13 protein-coding genes are annotated in these 16924 nt (G+C 70.8%); 3 read left to right on the top strand and 10 right to left on the bottom strand.

The features are described from left to right. Positions 1-20 precede the first annotated feature (20 nt). Positions 21-545, top strand: a complete 525-nt coding sequence (locus tag AB0O76_RS33225; RefSeq protein WP_365498924.1) for a GNAT family N-acetyltransferase — start codon at positions 21-23, stop codon at positions 543-545. A 677-nt stretch (positions 546-1222) separates the two neighbouring features. Here AB0O76_RS33225 and AB0O76_RS33220 read toward each other — a convergent pair. Together AB0O76_RS33220 and AB0O76_RS33215 are read right to left on the bottom strand one after the other, a co-directional pair. Then, a complete protein-coding gene (locus tag AB0O76_RS33220) occupies positions 1223-3139 on the bottom strand; it encodes a hypothetical protein (RefSeq protein WP_365498921.1) in 1917 nt (638 codons plus the stop codon). A gap of 71 nt (positions 3140-3210) precedes the next feature. After that, positions 3211-6333: an alpha-N-acetylglucosaminidase gene (locus tag AB0O76_RS33215; protein ID WP_365498918.1), complete on the bottom strand. Its 3123-nt coding sequence runs from the start codon at positions 6331-6333 to the stop codon at positions 3211-3213. A 180-nt stretch (positions 6334-6513) separates the two neighbouring features. Between AB0O76_RS33215 and AB0O76_RS33210 the strand changes: the two genes are divergently transcribed. Next, entirely contained in the window at positions 6514-6939 is a 426-nt protein-coding gene (locus tag AB0O76_RS33210; RefSeq protein WP_365499132.1) for a hypothetical protein, read from the top strand. A gap of 32 nt (positions 6940-6971) precedes the next feature. Here the strand turns inward: AB0O76_RS33210 and AB0O76_RS33205 are convergent, their stop codons facing one another. The 3 genes from AB0O76_RS33205 to AB0O76_RS33195 form a co-directional block, all read right to left on the bottom strand. Then, a complete protein-coding gene (locus AB0O76_RS33205; protein ID WP_365499129.1) occupies positions 6972-8462 on the bottom strand; it encodes a DUF1996 domain-containing protein in 1491 nt (496 codons plus the stop codon). A 64-nt stretch (positions 8463-8526) separates the two neighbouring features. Continuing rightward, entirely contained in the window at positions 8527-9186 is a 660-nt protein-coding gene (locus tag AB0O76_RS33200; protein WP_365498915.1) for a response regulator transcription factor, read from the bottom strand. Beyond that, the gene (locus AB0O76_RS33195; protein ID WP_365498912.1) at positions 9171-10442 is read right to left on the bottom strand and encodes a sensor domain-containing protein; all 1272 of its coding nucleotides are present in this window, start codon (positions 10440-10442) and stop codon (positions 9171-9173) included. Before AB0O76_RS33195 ends, AB0O76_RS33200 begins: the two co-directional genes overlap by 16 nt. Positions 10443-10698: 256 nt before the next feature. On the opposite strand from AB0O76_RS33195, the gene AB0O76_RS33190 reads away from it, so the two are divergent. Then, the gene (locus AB0O76_RS33190) at positions 10699-12876 is read left to right on the top strand and encodes an MMPL family transporter (RefSeq protein WP_365498909.1); all 2178 of its coding nucleotides are present in this window, start codon (positions 10699-10701) and stop codon (positions 12874-12876) included. A gap of 49 nt (positions 12877-12925) precedes the next feature. Here the strand turns inward: AB0O76_RS33190 and AB0O76_RS33185 are convergent, their stop codons facing one another. From AB0O76_RS33185 to AB0O76_RS33165, 5 genes are all read right to left on the bottom strand, one after another. After that, the gene (locus tag AB0O76_RS33185; RefSeq protein ID WP_365498906.1) at positions 12926-13921 is read right to left on the bottom strand and encodes an NAD-dependent epimerase/dehydratase family protein; all 996 of its coding nucleotides are present in this window, start codon (positions 13919-13921) and stop codon (positions 12926-12928) included. A gap of 84 nt (positions 13922-14005) precedes the next feature. Beyond that, entirely contained in the window at positions 14006-14593 is a 588-nt protein-coding gene (locus tag AB0O76_RS33180) for a winged helix-turn-helix domain-containing protein (protein WP_365498903.1), read from the bottom strand. Between the two features lie 313 nt (positions 14594-14906). Continuing rightward, complete coding sequence (gene glnII, locus AB0O76_RS33175) at positions 14907-15926, bottom strand: glutamine synthetase (RefSeq protein ID WP_365499126.1); 1020 nt, start codon at positions 15924-15926, stop codon at positions 14907-14909. Between the two features lie 158 nt (positions 15927-16084). Continuing rightward, on the bottom strand, positions 16085-16288 hold the full coding sequence (locus AB0O76_RS33170; RefSeq protein WP_365498900.1) for a hypothetical protein: 204 nt from the start codon (positions 16286-16288) through the stop codon (positions 16085-16087). A 154-nt stretch (positions 16289-16442) separates the two neighbouring features. Continuing rightward, positions 16443-16898 (bottom strand): MarR family transcriptional regulator, encoded by a 456-nt coding sequence (locus tag AB0O76_RS33165; protein ID WP_365498897.1) that lies wholly within the window; start codon positions 16896-16898, stop codon positions 16443-16445. Between the last annotated feature and the right edge of the window lie 26 nt (positions 16899-16924).

Here is a 16924-nt window from a genome sequence, read left to right as displayed (position 1 = left end):
GCCCGTCGTAGATTCCCCCCATGACGACGACGGACGCCGCAGCGCGGCTGACCCACCGCCCGGCCGACGAGGAGGACATCACCACGCTGGTCGCCCTCTACGACGGCGCGGCGCGCTGGATGCTGGAGCGGGGCATCGACCAGTGGAAGCCGGGCGGCAAGGGCGAGGAGCACTTCCGGCAGCGGATCGCATCGGACGAGGTCTGGCTCGCGTACGACGGCGCGACCGTCGCCGGGGCGTACGAAATCTGGTGGGCGGACGAGCCCGCCTGGGGCGTCCAGCCGCCGGTCGCCGGATATGTGCACCGCCTGATGACCCGCCGCGGCGCCCCGCCCGGCACGGGCCGCGCGCTCCTGTCCCGCGCCGAACAACGCATCGCCGAGACGGGCCTGGCCCGCTGCCGCCTGGACTGCGTGACGTCCAACCCCCGCCTGCGCGACTACTACGAGGCCGCGGGTTACACGGTGGTGGGGGAGCTGCCGGGAAAGGTAGCGGCGGACGGCAGCACCTACGGGGTGCTGCTGCTGGAGAAGCAGCTGGAGTGAAGGACGGCCCCCGGCGGGGCTGGGACCGCGGTTCCGCGCCCGGTCCGGTGGGGCCGCGGCAACACCTGCCTGGACGGGAGCAGCCGCTCGGTCGGGGCCTGGACGACGGCTGTCCGGCGGGATCGGGGCGTTGCCGGTCTTGTCCGGTGGGGCCGGGGCGTGCCGGTCTTGTCCGGTGGAGCAGGGCGTACCGGTCTTGTCCGGTGGGATCCGGGGTGTGCCCGTCTTGTCCGGTGGTATCCGGGCGTACCGGTCTTGTCCGGCGCTTGCCCCGGCGAGGCCGGGGACCCTTGGTCCGGTGAGACTGCGGCAGTATCCGCCTGGACGGGAGCGGCCGCTCTGGCGGGGCCTGGACGACGGCTGTCCGGTGGGATCGGGGCGTGCCCGTCTTGTTCCGGTAGGGCCGGGCGTACCGGTCTTGTCCGGCGCTTGCCCCGGCGAGGCCGGGGACCCCTGGTCCGGTGAGGCTGCGGCAGCATCCGCCTGGACGGGAGCGGCCGCTCTGGCGGGCCTGGACGACGGCTGTCCGGTGGGGCCGGGGCGTGCCGGTCTTGTCCGGTGGAGCCGGGGTGTGCCGGTCTTGTCCGGTGGGGCCGGGGCGTGTCCGTCTCGTTCCGGTGGGATCCGGGCGTACCCGTCTCGTCCGGTGCTTGCCCCGGACGAGACCGGTACGCGCCTCAGCGCAGCGTGGAGATCTTGGTGCCGTCGGTGAGTCTGCCGTTCAGGGCCGCTCGGTTGCCTCGCTCGACCGGTGTGGCCAAGGTGTTGCCGGGTGCCTTCGTGCCGCCCGACGCGGTGATCGATGCGACCTCCTTGCTGCCGCCGCCCAGCAGGTACCAGGTCCCGCCCCGTGACTTCCAGCGCACCCCGGCGAGCACCGCGGGCTCGCGCCCGCCGCAGGCCGGTGTGTCCTCCGCCTTCGCCGCGACGGCGGCGGCCGCCGACCCCGGTGCCTGGATCTGCGCGAGGGTCCTGCTGCCGCCGCCCCGCCAGGTGTCGGCCCGCGTGCACACCCACTGGGCGAGGCCGTTGCCCTCGGGCAGCGCCTGGCGCGCGTACGCCCACGCGTTCACGGTCCGTACCCCGTTCGACCGCGCAGCGGACAGCGAGCACGCGGTCGTGGACCAGTCCGCGGCGGTGGCCTCGCGCGGGGCCTGCGGCCGGCCGGCCGTCAGGTGGGCGGGGACGAGCTCGCCCAGGTCGGTGGAGAGGCGGTCCGTGCCGGAGTTGTCCCGCAGTTGCAGCGCGTTCCAGGACGTGCACGAACTCGCCTGCGCGGGGCTGGCGAAGGGTTCGGTGACGCCTGACTTGTCCCGTTTGAGGGCGGTTGCGGCGGAACCCTTGATCAGATCGCGCACTGCCGCACCCTTCACCCAAGGCGCCGTCAAATAGCGCACGTTGCCGTCGGTGCGGTTGACGATCACGGCACCGGCCTCGGTGCTGTCCGCGCCGTCCACGCGCGCGAAGTCGAGCGCGGCGCCGCTGGTGCCGTCCTTCGGCTCGGCGTAACGGACGACGCGAAGACCGTCGTAGAGGAGCACGACACGGGCCGCGTCGACCTCGCCCGCGAAGAGCAGCTGCGCGGGGCCGGGAGGAGCGCCGGCGGCCGTGCCCGGCGTGGCGGACACCTGCACCGACTCGCCGGGCCGCGCCCATACCGCCAGGGCCCGGCGCAACAGGGCCTTGTCGCCGGTCAGTTCACCCCGGGCGGGCCACGCGGAGAAGTCGGTCCTGGCGGAACGCTTCCACTCGGCGGCGCCGACCAGCGTCAACTTCCCCGGATCCAGGGCGGCTTGCCCTGCGGGGTTCTTCGCGTACGAGGGAGCCGCAGCCCCGTCCGGCCCCCATCCGTCGCCCGGAAGCCCGAGCAGCGCCCCGCACACCAGCGCGGCGGCCACCGCCACGCCCGCTGCCTTCATGTGCTGCCTGCGCCGCATCAGATCGGTGGGCCGCGCCTGAAGGGAGCAGGGGTCGAACTCGGGCGAGGTGAGCAGTTCGTAACGCGCCTCGACACCGTCGGCATCGGCGAGCGCGCCGCCCGGGTCGTCGACACCCGCCGCGCCGAGCACCTTGCGTACGTCGCCGTCCTCCAGGCCCTCGAGTCCGCGCAGTACGTATGCGGCGCGGGCCGCACCGGAGAGGGCGGAAAGGCGTTGGTCCAGGGCGAGTTCGTCGGCGCCTCCTGAGCGGGGGAAGAGGCGCAGACCCCGGACCTGGGGCAGCAGCGGAGGGAACTGCGAGCGCTTGGGGAGGGCCGTCCAGCGCAGGGGCAGCCCCGTCTCCAGGGCGGTGCGCACGACGCGGAGTCGCACGTACGCGTACCCCGGATCGCCCTGGCGGCGGCCGTCACCCGCGCGCTGCACGGGGACGGCCGCCTCGTCTCCCGACGTGCGGCTGCGGGGCAGTGCGCGCTGGGTGAGCGAATGGGCGGTCAGGACCCGGCGGTTGCGGCCGAGGCTGGGCGGCAGCACCAGGTAGGCGAGGCGCACCAGCCGGGGATAGTGCTCGACGAGGGCGGCTTCGGCCTGCTCGACATCTACGATGCCGGGGGCATCCTGCGACGGGGACTGCACATGCGACGACACGTTCAGCAAAACGAGCGAATCCTCGTATGGTCACTTGCCGTTGGGGCTGCCCTTGGACCGGGGCCGTGGGCGGCAACCCCTCAAACAACCCCCCACCTGCTGAACCCCACCGTCCCGCGCTCCCCGTCACCCCCGTTGGTCGCACTCATGAACAGCCCCACATCCTGCGCCCCCGCAACCCCCGCCACAGCCACGCTCGCCACCACCCGCCAACTGGCCCCGTCATCCGTCGAGCACGCCCCCGTCACCACATCGCCCGCCCGGCTCAACCGCAGCAGCACCGGTGCCTTGATCCCCGTGATGCGTTTGTACGTGTCCAGTGTTCCGTCGCCATTCGTGTCGTACGAGAGGACGACCCCGTTGGCCGGTGTCACGGCGAGGTTGACGAAGCCCGCCGCACCCGCCTCCCTCAACCGGTTGCGGGCGATGAGTCCCGCTCTGGCCCACGGGCCGGTCGCCGCCTGGGTGTCCACCCGGACCGTCACCGAGACCCCGTCCCGCAGCGCCCCCTCCCGGTACAGCGCCCCGAACTCCGTCGTGCCCTTCCACAGGTCGGCCCCGCCCCCGTTGATCGCGTACCGACCTTCCAGCTCGCCGAAGACCGCCGCATTGTTTGTGTACGTCTTCCAGTCCGGCCCCACAGGGCCCGCCTCGTACAGCGTCCCCTCGTGCACGGACCGCACCCGTGCCTCGCCCCGCGGCCCGTACCGTACGGCGATTTCGTACGGCAGTGCCCGCAACGGCTCGTCGAGGGGTTCGCCCGTGGCCCGCGCACGCCAGGCCACCTTCCCCGAGCCCCCCGCCTCGACCCGCGGCAGCGACACCGCGCCCTCCGGCTCCGCGTCGATCCCGCTGAGCTCGAAGTCGACACGGCCCGTGTCCCGCAGCCCGTTGACGTTCCGGAACACGGCCTCCACGCGCGCGTGCCCGCCGGGCGGGAAGGCGGGCGGTGTCGCGGACACAGTGAGGGAGCCCTGGTAGGGAGCGCGGGCCAGGACGTCACGGACCCGCCCCGCAGTACGGTACGGATCGCCGGTGGCCCGCAGCGGATAGTCCTTGCGCTCGCGGGTCCACGGCTCCTCCACCGCGAACCAGTCGACCGCCCGTGGCTCCCGCCCGGCGGCCAGCGCGTCGGCCAGCTCGTCGAGCCACTTCTGCCAGCGCGGGACGTAGAAGTCGGCCATCAGGCCCGCCCATTCGCGGTTGCCGTACTCGTGCAGCTTTCCGGCGTCGGACGTGGCCCGGCCGCCCCACACGGTGATCAGGACCTTCGCGGTCCGCTCGAACTCGGCGCGCTCGGCGTCGTTCGTGCCGAGCCGCCGGGCGGCATCCACCCAAGGGCCGAGGAGGAAGGCCGAGTTGGTCGCCGTCACGTCGTCCGAGAGCCGCATCAGCCGCAGCCACAGCGTCGAAAGGGCGCGGAAGGTCTCCTGGTCCTTCCTGCCGTACGCGGCCCGAAGCTGCGGAAGGAGCTGCCTGCTGCGGTGGGCAAGGGCCTGCCGGGCCACGTCCACCAGGTCGTACCGGTACGCGGCGCTGCCCCGCAGCCCGGGCGCGACCCCGAGAAGACCGGCGAACGCCGCGTCGAAGCGCCCGGGGTCGTAGGTCAGCGCGCGCGGCGCGTACTCGGCGGCGCGGTTGGCCGCGAGATCGGGCCGGGCGGCGTACAGGGAGTCGTGCGGGTCGCTGCGCTCGACGGCGGTGTGCCGGTAGGCGGTGTCGTGCAGCGCCTGCCAGGCGCCCCGCGCGTCCCGGTCACGGCCGCCGTACCGGAAGCCGGAGTAGTCCGAGAACCAGGCTTCGAGGTCCAACGGCTCCTCGGTCCACGCCAGTTCGGAGAAGAGCTCGAAGGCGGCCGGGTCGCGGTCCGTGGCCTCCGGCATGAACGCCGTACCGGCCAGCGCGCTGCCGCCCTTGTCCCGCCACGCGAAGAACTTCTCGTTCCAGATGTGCGCCCGTGCCCCGATCGTCGTACGCCCCCCGAAGTTGGGGATGGTCCCGAACGCGTACGGCGTGCCGCCCCAGTCCTTCTCGCGGTCGGTGACGCTCGTGAACCGGTCGGAGACGCCGTCGACGATCAGCATCCGCCGCCGGTCGATCGCGTCGAGCAGTTCGGGCAGCGGGTTGGCCTCCCAGCCAAGGATCACCCAGGTCGCACCGGGGCGGGCCTTCCGCAGGGCGGCCTCGACGCCGCGCGCCGCCGCGGGCACGGGGACGTCGCCCGCGGTGCCGCCTTCGTGCAGCAGGTCCATCTTGAAGTGCTGGGCGGGGCCGAAGAGTTGCTCCTGGTGCCGGTAGAAGGAGGCGGCGACCTTCCCGAAGGAGGAGGTGCGCGGGTCGAGCCAGTCGGGGCGCTTGAAGCCGTGCCAGTTGCCCTGCGGCACCACCCGCGCGTCCCCGCCGTTGCGCGCCACGAAGCCGTCCGGGACGTGCCCGTAGTAGCCGGGAAACACCGGCGCGATCCCCAACGAGCGCAGCCGTTCCACGATCTTGCGGCCCAACTCGGCCCGCTTGTCGATGAGTTCGGGCGAGAGGGGGCCGCCGTACCCGGACAGGTTCTGCAGCAGCCACCACGCCTGGTGCGAGGGTGCGGGCAGCCAGGCGCGCGCTTCGGCGTCGCTGTACCCGAAGTCCTGAAGGACCCGGTGGTAGACGGCCTCCGCCCCGGCGATCACCAGGACTTCGTTGCAGCCGTGCAGGGCGAGTACGTCGATCATGCGCTCCCAGTACGCCCAGTCGGCGTACGGCGCGGTGTACCCGTCGTTGGTGTCGTTCAGGGCGAACCGGTGGGGCAGCGCGGTCGACCGCTCCAGCGGCCGCGCGGGCGCCGGAAGACGTCGCGGCAGGTCCAACTGGCTGCCGTTCCAGGTGATATGGGTGCCGCAGACGTATTTCAGATACCAGTGGACCCCGGTGAGCAGCACGGCGGGCGTCGTGCCGGACACCTCGATGCGTCCGGCGGCGCCGCCCGTGACCCGGAAGCGGTCCTTGCCGCCCGTGCCGGGGACGAGTCTGAGGCGGAACTGTTCCGCGTGATGCGGCAGGAGTCTGTTGAGCGCTGAGCGCGCGGAATCCGTATCGAAGGCGGGGCCCTTGGCGGGCCCTTCGGCGGCGTGGGACGGAACGGCCATACCGCCGATGGCACAGCCGATGCCGATGGCTCCGGCGGTGCCGAGGACGGAACGTCGGGACAGGTCGGTCATGTGAACCCCCTGGGTCGAATGCTGCGGCGCACGGTATCCGTGCGGCTGCCCGTGCTCAACGGTGCATACGGAGAAGGCGAGTTGGGCTCGCCTGAAGGGACTGGTGGGACGACGATGAGGGCAGCGCGGGACACGCTTTCGGGCAGGCGTCGGAGCATGCGGGGGCGCATGCGTACAGGCATGGGTGTGGGACTGCTGCTGGTACTGGTGGCGTGCGGCTCGGACGGCGACGACGCACCGGAGACGGCGAGCGGCAGCCTGGAGCAGTTGGCGGCCAAGGCGCGGTGCGAGCCCGACATCCAGACGGACGCGGCCGAACTGCGGCAGGCCACCTGTGGTCACGGTGCCCGCCGCTACGTCCTCGTAACCTTTACAAATGCCCGTGGCCAGGCCGAATGGCTCGACGAGGCGGCCGACTACGGCGGCACGTACCTCATCGGCAAGAAGTGGATCGCGGTCGGCGACCAGAAGGTGGTCGCGCGGCTGCGCGGCCGGCTCGGCGGGACGGTGGAGGAGGCCTCGCACCACTCGGGGAGTAGCGGTGGTGGGGATCACGAGGACTCGGGCCCGGGGCACTCGGGCCACTCCGGTCACCGCACGAGCTGACCGCGCAGCGGTACGGGGGTCAGCGCGGCAGATCAGGTGCAGCGCTGACCTTCGTTGATGCAGTCGGTGACGCGCTGCATCAACTGCTCGTCGAAGACGTTGATGAAGTCGCCGTGGTCAGTGACGGGTTTGTGCAGCTGTTCGGGGAACGAGTCGACGGCGAATCCCGGGCCGGGCGGCACGTCGTACACGATGCGCTGCACCAGCTGCGGAATGGCCTGGAACCCTTGTGGACAGGCGCCGCTCTCCTGGTCGGCGAAGGCCACGTGCGTACGGTGGTTGGCGCTGTCGGTGTTCTGTCCGTCCCAGCAGCTCTGGAAGTTGAAGGTCCTGACGACCTTGCTGCCTTCGGGGCAGATCGGATACTTGTCCTTCAGCTGCCGGTCCTCGAATCCGGTGCAGCTCCAGGACGCGTTGGCGTTCGCGTCACCATTGGTGAACGCCTTGGCGTCGCCGGTGATGATGCGCAGGAAGCGCGGCATCTCGACGACATCGCCCACCGGGCTTCCGACGAATTTCAGGGTGACGGACGCCGGGGTCTGGATCTCCCCGACATTCTGGTCCTTGCCGCCGCCGTCCGCGTCGGCGTCCGCCTCGTCCTGTCCGTTCTGCAGGCGCAGGACCGGCCAGTAATAGGTGGACTTGTCGCCCTGGTTCTGGCAACTGGTGTCGCCGTTCGCGAGATCGTCGTCGCTTGCGAAGGCATCATTGGCCTGATTGCCGACGTAATCGTGCATATGGTGGGCGCCATTGCTCACACCGGGCGCGACGATGACATTGTCCGGATTGAACTTGCCGTTCTCGTTCTTCCCGCATTCCGTGGTGAACGTTCCGCGTGATGCGCCCTCCTGCTTCTCTGGGCGGTTCACATTGGGCTCAATGGAGTTGATGTCGGCGAAATCGTCGGCTACCGGACCATTGCCGTTCTGCTGCCCGCCGTCACCGGGCGGCTGCTGTTCACCGTCACCTCCCTCTTCCGGGGGCTGCTCGCCGCCGCCGTCCTGCCCTTCCTCGGGCGGCTGCTTGCCCCAGGCGCCGTCCCCGGCCTCGTCCCCGGCGCGCATGGTGCACGCCGCCATGGAGTCGAGCCCGTCGGGCAGCTGACCGCCCGCCTGGTCGATGGCGGAGCCGATCTCCTGGATGACCGGCCGCCGTTCATCCTCCAGCGGGCCGAGCACGGCCTGGGCCTGCTCGGCGTCCTGCGCGTCGGCGAAGTTCTCGTAGGCGGCGGTGATCTGACTGTCCAGGTCCGCGAGCCGCCGGTCGACGTCCTCGCGAGCGCCGTCCGGCACTTCCGGCAGCTGATTTCCCACGTCCGGGCAGCTGATGGTGGAAAACCCGGGACCGGAACCCTGCTCGCCGGACTGCGCGGAGACGGGCGGATCGGTGCTTTCCTCGGCGTTCGCGTAGACATTCACCGCGACCATTCCGCCGCCGCCCAGGATGAGCGCAGCCGATGCGGCGATCGCCCGCCCGGCGAGCTTTGATCGTTTTCTTTGTGTGCGTCGTGGTGTGCGTCCCATGCGACTACGTACGCAACAGGAGCCCGCCCCGTTCAATCACAACCGGAATTTCCCGACGGCTGATTCAACGACCTTGATCGAGATAAGCGATGACCGCGAGCACACGCCGGTTGTCGTCGTCGGAGACCGGCAGGTCCAGTTTCCCGAAGATATTGGACGTGTGCTTGGCGATCGCCCGTTCCGTCACCACGAGCTGCCCCGCGATCGCCGCGTTCGACCGTCCCTGCGCCATGAGTTCGAGCACCTCGCGTTCGCGCGGCGTCAGCTTGCCGAGCGGCTGGTCCGCCGAACGCCGCGAGAGCAGCTGCTGGATCACCTGCGGGTCCATCGCGGTGCCGCCCGCGGCGACCCGGCGTACCGCGTCGATGAACTGCTCGGCGTCGAAGACGCGGTCCTTCAGGAGATACCCGATCCCGCCGTTCCCGTCGGCGAGCAGCTCGCGCGCGTACAGCTGCTCCACGTGCTGGGAGAGCACGAGGACGGGAAGCCCGGGCCGTGCCCGCCGCGCGGCCAGCGCGCACTGCAGCCCCTCGTCCGTGTGGGACGGCGGGAGCCGTACATCGACAATGGCCACGGCATCGTCGTCCGGCTCCAACTCGGCCAGGGCCTTGGTGAGTTCGGGCCCGGTCTCGACAGCGGCGGCGATCTCGAAGTCGAATGCCTCCAGCATCCGGACCAGACCGTCACGCAGCAGGAAGAGATCTTCGGCTAGGACAACTCGCAAGGGATCTCCATGGTCACCATGGTCGGGCCGCCCGCCGGACTGCTGACGGCCAGTACGCCGTCGAATGTACCGAGTCGGCGTTCGATCCCGCTCAGCCCCGACCCCGCCCCGATGGAAGCGCCGCCCTTGCCGTTGTCCGTGACGGCGATCCGCAGCATGCCCTGCGCGTGGTGCACATCCACCCAGACGTGGTCCGCGCCCGCGTGCTTGATGGTGTTCGTCAGGGCCTCGCTCACCGCGAAGTACGCGGCGGACTCCACCGGAGCCTCGGGCCGCCCCACCAGCTCCACGTCGACGTCCGTACGCACCGGAAGCCGCAGCGCGAGCGCCTTCACCGCGTCGCCGAGGCCACGCTCGGCGAGCACCGGCGGGTGGATGCCGCGCACCAGGTCGCGCAGCTCGGTCAGTGCCTCGCCGGAGTTCTGCCGCGCCTTGGAGATCAGCTCCTTGGCCTTCGCGGGGTCCTTCTCGATCATCGCCTCGATGGTGCCCAGGTCCATGCCCATTGCCACGAGACGGGCCTGCGCCCCGTCGTGCAGATCCCGCTCGATGCGGCGCAGCTCGGCGGCCGACGAGTCCACGGCGTCGTGCCGCGTCTCGGTCAACCGGTCCACGCGCCGGGCCAGTTCACGCTCCCGCATGGAGGCGGTCGGCGCGAGCAGGGTCCTGGCGAGCAGGAAGTGGCCGCGCAGGATGGAGGGGTTGGCAAAGATGCCGACGATACCGAGGGCGGTGCCGAGCAGGGCTGCCATGTTGGCGGTGTCCTGTGAGGTGACGTGGATGAAGGCGTACCACTCGCCGCCGCCCGCGTTGTAGATCGGCTCCCAGACGCCGAGGGCGAGGACGTAGCCGTAGACCCAGTAGAGCAGCAGCGAGGGCGTGAAGATCACCGTGATGAAACCGGCGGTCATGTCGACGAGCAGCCACTGCAGATCACGCCAGGTCGCCGGGTCCTTCAGCATCAGCGTGGTGCGCTCCACCTGCCCGGTGACGCCACTGCGCAGGTCCGAGGGGAAGGGGCGGTAGGGACTCGGGATGCTCACGTCCGACCACGCGTCGGCCTGGGCACGGCGCAGGTCGGCCCACTTGCGTACGCCGGTCAGGACCACCGGAGTCGTGAAGACGCCGATGCCGAGCACGATGAAGACGATCGAAAGGACCGACAGCACAAAGAGAGTGATCGAACCGGCGAGTGTGGCGATCGCCAAGTAGAGCCCCCGGGCTCCCGCGATCACGGATTCTCGTACCCTCGTCATTTTCTGGTCCCCATCTCTTCCAGCGTCATGGCCACATTCTCCCTGCTGAGATCGGCGCGGGTCATTGGGTCCGGCACCCGAGCGGGGGGTGTACCTGGCGACACCCCGGTGCCTCGCCCTGTGCTTCGGCGGGAGGGGGCTTCGGCGGCTGGGTGGGGCGGCCCCGGATTTCTAGCGTTGTCGACGTCATCAAGGCGGTTTATCCGACGCTTACTTGCTTGCGCTTCTGGCGCTTACCTATGGGGGCGAAAAGGCCATGCGGCCAAACCTCGCGGCACGACTGGGTGTGTGGAGCGCACACCATCGCAAGACGGCCATCCTGGGCTGGCTGCTTTTCGTCGTGCTCGCCACGACCATCGGAGGGGCCTCGGGCATGGTCACCGCGTCCGACGACGAGATGGGGGTCGGCGACTCGGGCCGGGCGGCGCGGATCCTCGACGATGCGGGGGTCGAGGAGCCCGCGGGCGAACTGGTCATGGTCGCCGCCCGGACCCCGGACGGCTGGCGGGACGTGGCGGGCGACCTGTCCAAGGCGCTGACCGCGACCGGAGAGGTACGTGACGTCCAGGCACCGCTGCCCTCCGAGGACGGCAGGGACGCGCTCCTCCGCTTCGAGATGAAGGGCGCGTCCGACGACGCGGCCGACCGTGTGCAGCCGGTGCTCGACGCGGTGGCGAAGGCGGACGAAGCGGGGTCCTGGCAGGGCGTATCGGTCCACCAGTTCGGCGACGCGAGCTCCGAGAAGCAGCTGAGCGACCTGCTCTCCGACGACCTCACCAAGGCCGAGTTCACCGCAGTGCCGCTTGCCCTGGGCATCCTCCTGGTCGCCTTCGGTGCCGTGGTCGCGGCGCTGCTCCCGGTGGGCCTCGCGCTGACCGCGTGTGTGGCGGCCTTCGGCCTGCTCTCGCTCGCCAGCCACCAGCTGCACCTCTTCGAGACGACGTACTCGGTGATGTTCCTGATGGGCCTCGCCGTCGGCGTCGACTACTGCCTGTTCTATCTGCGGCGCGAGCGGGACGAGCGGGCCGCGGGGGCGGACGCGGACACCGCGCTGCGGATCGCGGCGGCGACGAGCGGCCGTGCCGTGCTGGTCTCCGGGCTCACCGTGATGGTCGCGATGGCCGGCATGTTCCTGTCCGGACTCCTCCTCTTCAAGGGCTTCGCCGTCGCCACGATCCTGGTGGTGTGCGTGGCGATGCTCGGCTCGGTGACGGTGCTCCCCGCGCTGCTCGCGGGGCTCGGCGACCGTATCGACGCCGGGCGCATCCCGTTCCTGAACCGCCGCTCCAAGAGGGGCGCGCACGCCAGCGGCGGCATCGCGGTCCTGCTGCTGCGGCCGGTCCTCGCCAGGCCGAAGTTCTTCGCGGTCGGCGCGGCGGTACTGCTGCTCGCGCTCGCCGCGCCCGCGCTCGGCATGAAGACCGAACAGCTCGGCCTGGAGAAGCAGTTCGGCTCCGACGCCCCGCTGTCCGTCTCGTACAAGAAGATCACCGAGGAGTTCCCCGGCGGTCCTTCGCCCGCCCGGGTGGTCGTCGAGGCGGACGACATCGAGGCGCGGCAGGTGCGGGACGCCCTTGCGGCGGTGGTCCGGGAGGCGGGTCGCGGAGCCGAACTCACGGTCCACAAGGGCGCGGACGTCGCCGAGATCGACGTACCGCTGCCCGGCAACGGCAGTGACGCCGAGTCGAAGAAGGCGCTTGGCTCGCTGCGCGACTCCGTCGTGCCGGAGGCGTTCGACGGTGTGCCCGCGGCCGACGCCTATGTGGGCGGTGACCTGGCCGAGTCCGAGGACTTCAGCGATCAGCTCGGCAGGGGCATCGTGCCGGTCTTCGCCTTCATCGCCGCGGTGACCTTCCTCCTGATGCTGTTCAGCTTCCGCTCGGTGGTGATCGCGGTGACGTCCATCGCCCTCAACCTCCTTTCGGTGGGGGCGGCGTACGGCGTGATGACCGCGGTCTTCCAGCACGGCTGGGGCGCGGAGCTGATCGGCTCGGAGAAGGTCGGCGCGATCGAGAACTGGATGCCGCTGTTCGTCCTCGTGGTCCTCTTCGGCCTGTCGATGGACTACCACGTGTTCGTCGTCTCCCGGATCCGTGAGGCGCGGGACCGGGGCCTGGACAACCGCTCGGCGATCCGGGAGGGCATCACGCGGACCGCGGGAGCGGTGACGGGCGCGGCCGTGATCATGGTGGCGGTCTTCGCGGTCTTCGGGACGCTGTCCATGCAGGACATGCAGCAGATGGGCGTGGGCCTGGGCGTGGCGGTCCTCCTGGACGCGACCCTCGTCCGGATGGTCCTGCTGCCGTCCCTGATGACACTCCTGGGAGACCGCAACTGGCATACGCCGGGCTGGCTTTCGTGGCTGCCGCGGATCTCGCATGACGAGGGAGCGCCGCGGGAGCGGGCTGAAGAATTCAGCCCCTCCGGCGTCTGAGGAGCGGGGTCTGGGGGTGTAGCCCCGGTACCGAGCCCCGGTATCGGGGCTACACCCCCAGCACCTTCGCCTCCTTCTCCGCGGCAAGACCCACCACCGGACGGTCCGGCCGCTGCGGAGCCACCCCGCCGATGGACCGCAGCCACTCCCACGTATCCGCCACGGTCTGCGCGACCGGACGCGCCCGCAGCCCCGCGGCCACCGCCTTCTCCGTGGACGTGCGATGCATCGTGTCGTGGAGTTCCCCCGGCGGCAGCCACACGGGAAGCTCCATCCACGGCTCGATCCCCGCATCGGCGATCACCGAGGGATCCGTCCACCGCAGCTCCACGTCGTCCGCCCCGGCCACGGCGACACACGCCTCCAGGAAATCCCCCATCGTGGTGTGCGCGATGGGGGAGACGATGTTGTACGCCCCGTGCAGCCCCGCGAAGCCCGCGTCCAGGACCCACTCGGCGAGGTCCCGGACGTCGATGTACTGGATGTCCGACTCCCGGGGCCCAGGGGCCAGTACGGGCCCGCCCCGCGCCACACGGTTCAGCCACCACGGCAGCCGCCCGATGTTCTCGTAAGGCCCGAGGATCAGCCCGGCCCGCGCAAGCACCACCCGCTCCGCACCGAACTCCGCGACGGCGGCGAGCTCCCCGCCCCGCTTGTCCTGCGCGTACGCCACGGACTGCGCGTCCGGATCGCCCTCCACCAGCGGATACGACTCGTCGGAACCGGCCGCTCCCGGATATTGGTACACCGAGCCGCTCGACACATACACATACCTCCCCGCACGCCCCGCGAGGACCCGCGCCGCATCACGCACGGCGCTCGGCGCCCCCGACCAGGTGTCGACGACGAGGTCCCACTCCGCGTCGGAGGCGGACAGCGCCGCGAGCCCGTCATCGGCCGTGCGGTCCCCGTGCAGGGAGGTCACACCGGCGGGGGCCTCGTGGCGCCCGCGGTGGAAGACCGTCACTTCCCAGCCACGCGCGAGCGCCGCATCGACCACGGCCCGACCCACGAACTCCGTACCGCCCAGCATCAGAAGTCTCATGGCGATGACTCTGCCCGCCGCGGCCCGCCGCGGGAACCGGGTTCTGCTCCTGGCAGAGCCCGGCCCCGACCGGGAACCCTGAGGTCAGCGCGGTGCCGGCGGCGCGTACTTGTAGCCCACGCGGCGTACCGTCTGGATCGTCGTGCGGTGCTCGGCCCCCAGCTTGCGCCGGAGCCGGGCGATGTGGACGTCGACGGTCCGCCCGTCGCCCACGTGCCCGTACCCCCACACCGTGGTCACCAACTGGTCGCGCGTGTGCACCCGGTGGGGGTGCGCGACGAGATGCGCGAGCAGCTCGAACTCCAGATAGGTGAGGTCGAGCGGCCGCCCGTCGACCTGCGCAGCACGCTGCACGGGATCGATCCACACGGGTCCGGCACCCGGACCCGCGGCCTCCTGCCGGGGCTCGGGCCCGGCCACGGCCACCGGCTCATGCCCGGCCGGTACGAGCACCAGGTAGCCGATCATCGGCGGCTGGCCCGGCAGCGTGGGCAGCGTGTGCTGGGGCGCGGGCAGCCAGGTCGCGCCGGGCGGCAGGAAGTCGGTGAGCTGCACCACCTCGTCGGGATCTACGGCCCGAAGGCGGCCACGGGCGGGGCTGGTGAGCGGCGACGCGGCGGCGGTCGATGCGGTGGACGCGGTGGATGCGGAGAAGGAACGGGAGTTCGCCATGGGAGGTCAGCTCTTTCGCGCGAAGGAGTCGTCAGTCGTCGAGGACGTACGTACGTCGTGCGCGTCAGGCGAAGGCCGGGTGAACGGCTTTAGCGGGCCTGCGCGTTCGTCGCGCGGCAACACACCCGGTCGAAGTCATGGTGCTGACGGGAAGGCCAGAACGGCTCGAGGTCGTGATGCCGACCTGTCGCTGTGTTCCCGTGGCTGTCCATGCCCCCATTGAAGCAGATGGGAGAGGGGAGCGGCAGCCGTCTCCCATGTCGAAGGGGGCGCCCGCCGGTTCGGCGGGCGCCCCCTTCAGGAACGTACGGGATCAGACCTGACCGGCCTTCTCCAGGGCGGAGCAGCACGTGTCGACGAGCAGTCGGGTCACGACGTACGGGTCGACGTTGGCGTTCGGGCGGCGGTCCTCGATGTAGCCCTTCTGCTCCACCTCGACCTGCCACGGGATGCGGACCGACGCGCCGCGGTCGGAGACGCCGTAGCTGTACTCGTTCCACGGGGCGGTCTCGTGCAGGCCGGTGAGGCGGTCGTCGATGCCCGCGCCGTAGTGCTTGACGTGGTCCATCGGCTTGGAGCCCTCACCGAGGGACTCGCACGCGGTGATGATCGCGTCGTAACCCTCGCGCATCGCCTTCGTGGAGAAGTTGGTGTGCGCGCCGGCGCCGTTCCAGTCGCCCTTCACCGGCTTCGGGTCCAGGGTGGCGGACACCTTGAAGTCCTCGGCGGTGCGGTAGAGCAGCCAACGGGCGATCCACAGCTGGTCGGAGACCTCCAGCGGCGCGAGCGGGCCGACCTGGAACTCCCACTGGCCGGGCATGACCTCGGCGTTGATGCCGGAGATGCCGAGGCCGGCCTTGAGACAGTTCTCCAGGTGCGCCTCGACGACGTCACGGCCGAAGATCTCGTCCGAGCCGACACCGCAGTAGTAGCCGCCCTGCGCGGCGGGGAAGCCGCCGACCGGGAAGCCGAGCGGGCGGTCGCCCTCGAAGAAGGTGTACTCCTGCTCGATACCGAAGATCGGCTCCTGCGAGCCGAAGCGCTCCTCGACCTCGGCGAGCGCGGCACGGGTGTTGGACTCGTGCGGCGTCATGTCCGTGTTGAGGACCTCGCACAGCACGAGTACGTCGTCGCCGCCGCGGATCGGGTCCGGGCAGCTGAAGACCGGCTTGAGCACGCGGTCGGAGGCGTGACCCTCGGCCTGGTTGGTGCTGGATCCGTCGAAGCCCCAGGTGGGGAGCTCCGCGCCGTCGCTAAGAATCTTCGTCTTCGAACGGAGCTTGGCGGTCGGCTCGGTGCCGTCGATCCAGATGTACTCGGCCTTGAAGGTCACGGGGCTCATCCTTAAAACGCTCGGTACGGCGCAGAACGTGCGGGTGCTGCGGTGCCGTGGTGATGCCGCGCAGCCTGCCAACGCGCGATTTCCCGTCCATTGCTCGAATGTGAACCCCGTGTTACCTGCGGTGGATGTGGCTCACTTCACGCCCCGCGTCATTTGATGACGGCGTTGGCCGCCGCGATCAGCAGCCCCAGCGTCGCGTCCGCCGTGCCGAGCAGCACGGCCGAGCGCCGCCGGTAGCCCGCCCGGAGCGCGGCGAAGGTGCCCCAGCCGAGGAGGAGCGCCGCGTTCAGGAGGAGCGCGGAGTACGTGACGGGCGGCTCGGGCCAGCCGAAGATCCCGGCGAGCACGAGCACGGCCGGTGCGTGGACATGTGGTGTGCGTAGCCGTGCGCGAGAGCGGCCGTGCCGGCGGTCACCGTGATCCGTATACGCCTGGGAACATCAGGCTCCGCACGGTGCACTCCTTCCCGTTGCCCGGATCCTTCGTCGGCGGTCATCTTCGAGCCGCTCAGGACCGCTGTTCCGCCGCCCTGAGCGTCCCGGTCAGGAACCTCTTCACCGCCGCGCGGTCGCGCTCGTCGTACCCGTCGAGGAGCTCCACCGTCCGCGCGATCAGCGGGCCGAAGAAGGACTGCCCCAGTGCGACGGCCCGTTCGTCGATCTCGATCAGGACGCGGCGCCGGTCGCGCTCGTCCCGTACTCGGCGGACATGACCGAGCCGCTCCAGGCGGTCGACGAGGCCGGTCGTCCCCGCCGAGTTCAGGCCGAGCTGCTCGCCGAGCCGGCCCGCCGTCATGTCCGTACCGGACCGCAGGGCATCCATGAGGCAGATCAGGGCGCGTACGTCCGTGCCGTGCATGCCGTTGCTCGCGGCGAACTCGGCGTTGCGCAGGCTCAGTTCGACGGTGACCGCGCGCAGCAGATGCACGATGTCCATCGCGTCACCGGCAGCACTGTCCCGCATGATCCACCTCGCCCATCACTCGCCCA

The organism is Streptomyces sp. NPDC086554 (assembly GCF_040686095.1).
In the GTDB taxonomy this organism is placed as follows: Bacteria; Actinomycetota; Actinomycetes; order Streptomycetales; family Streptomycetaceae; genus Streptomyces.
The sequence above is the reverse complement of the archived record's forward strand: the minus strand, read 5'-3'. Positions and strand labels throughout refer to the sequence as shown.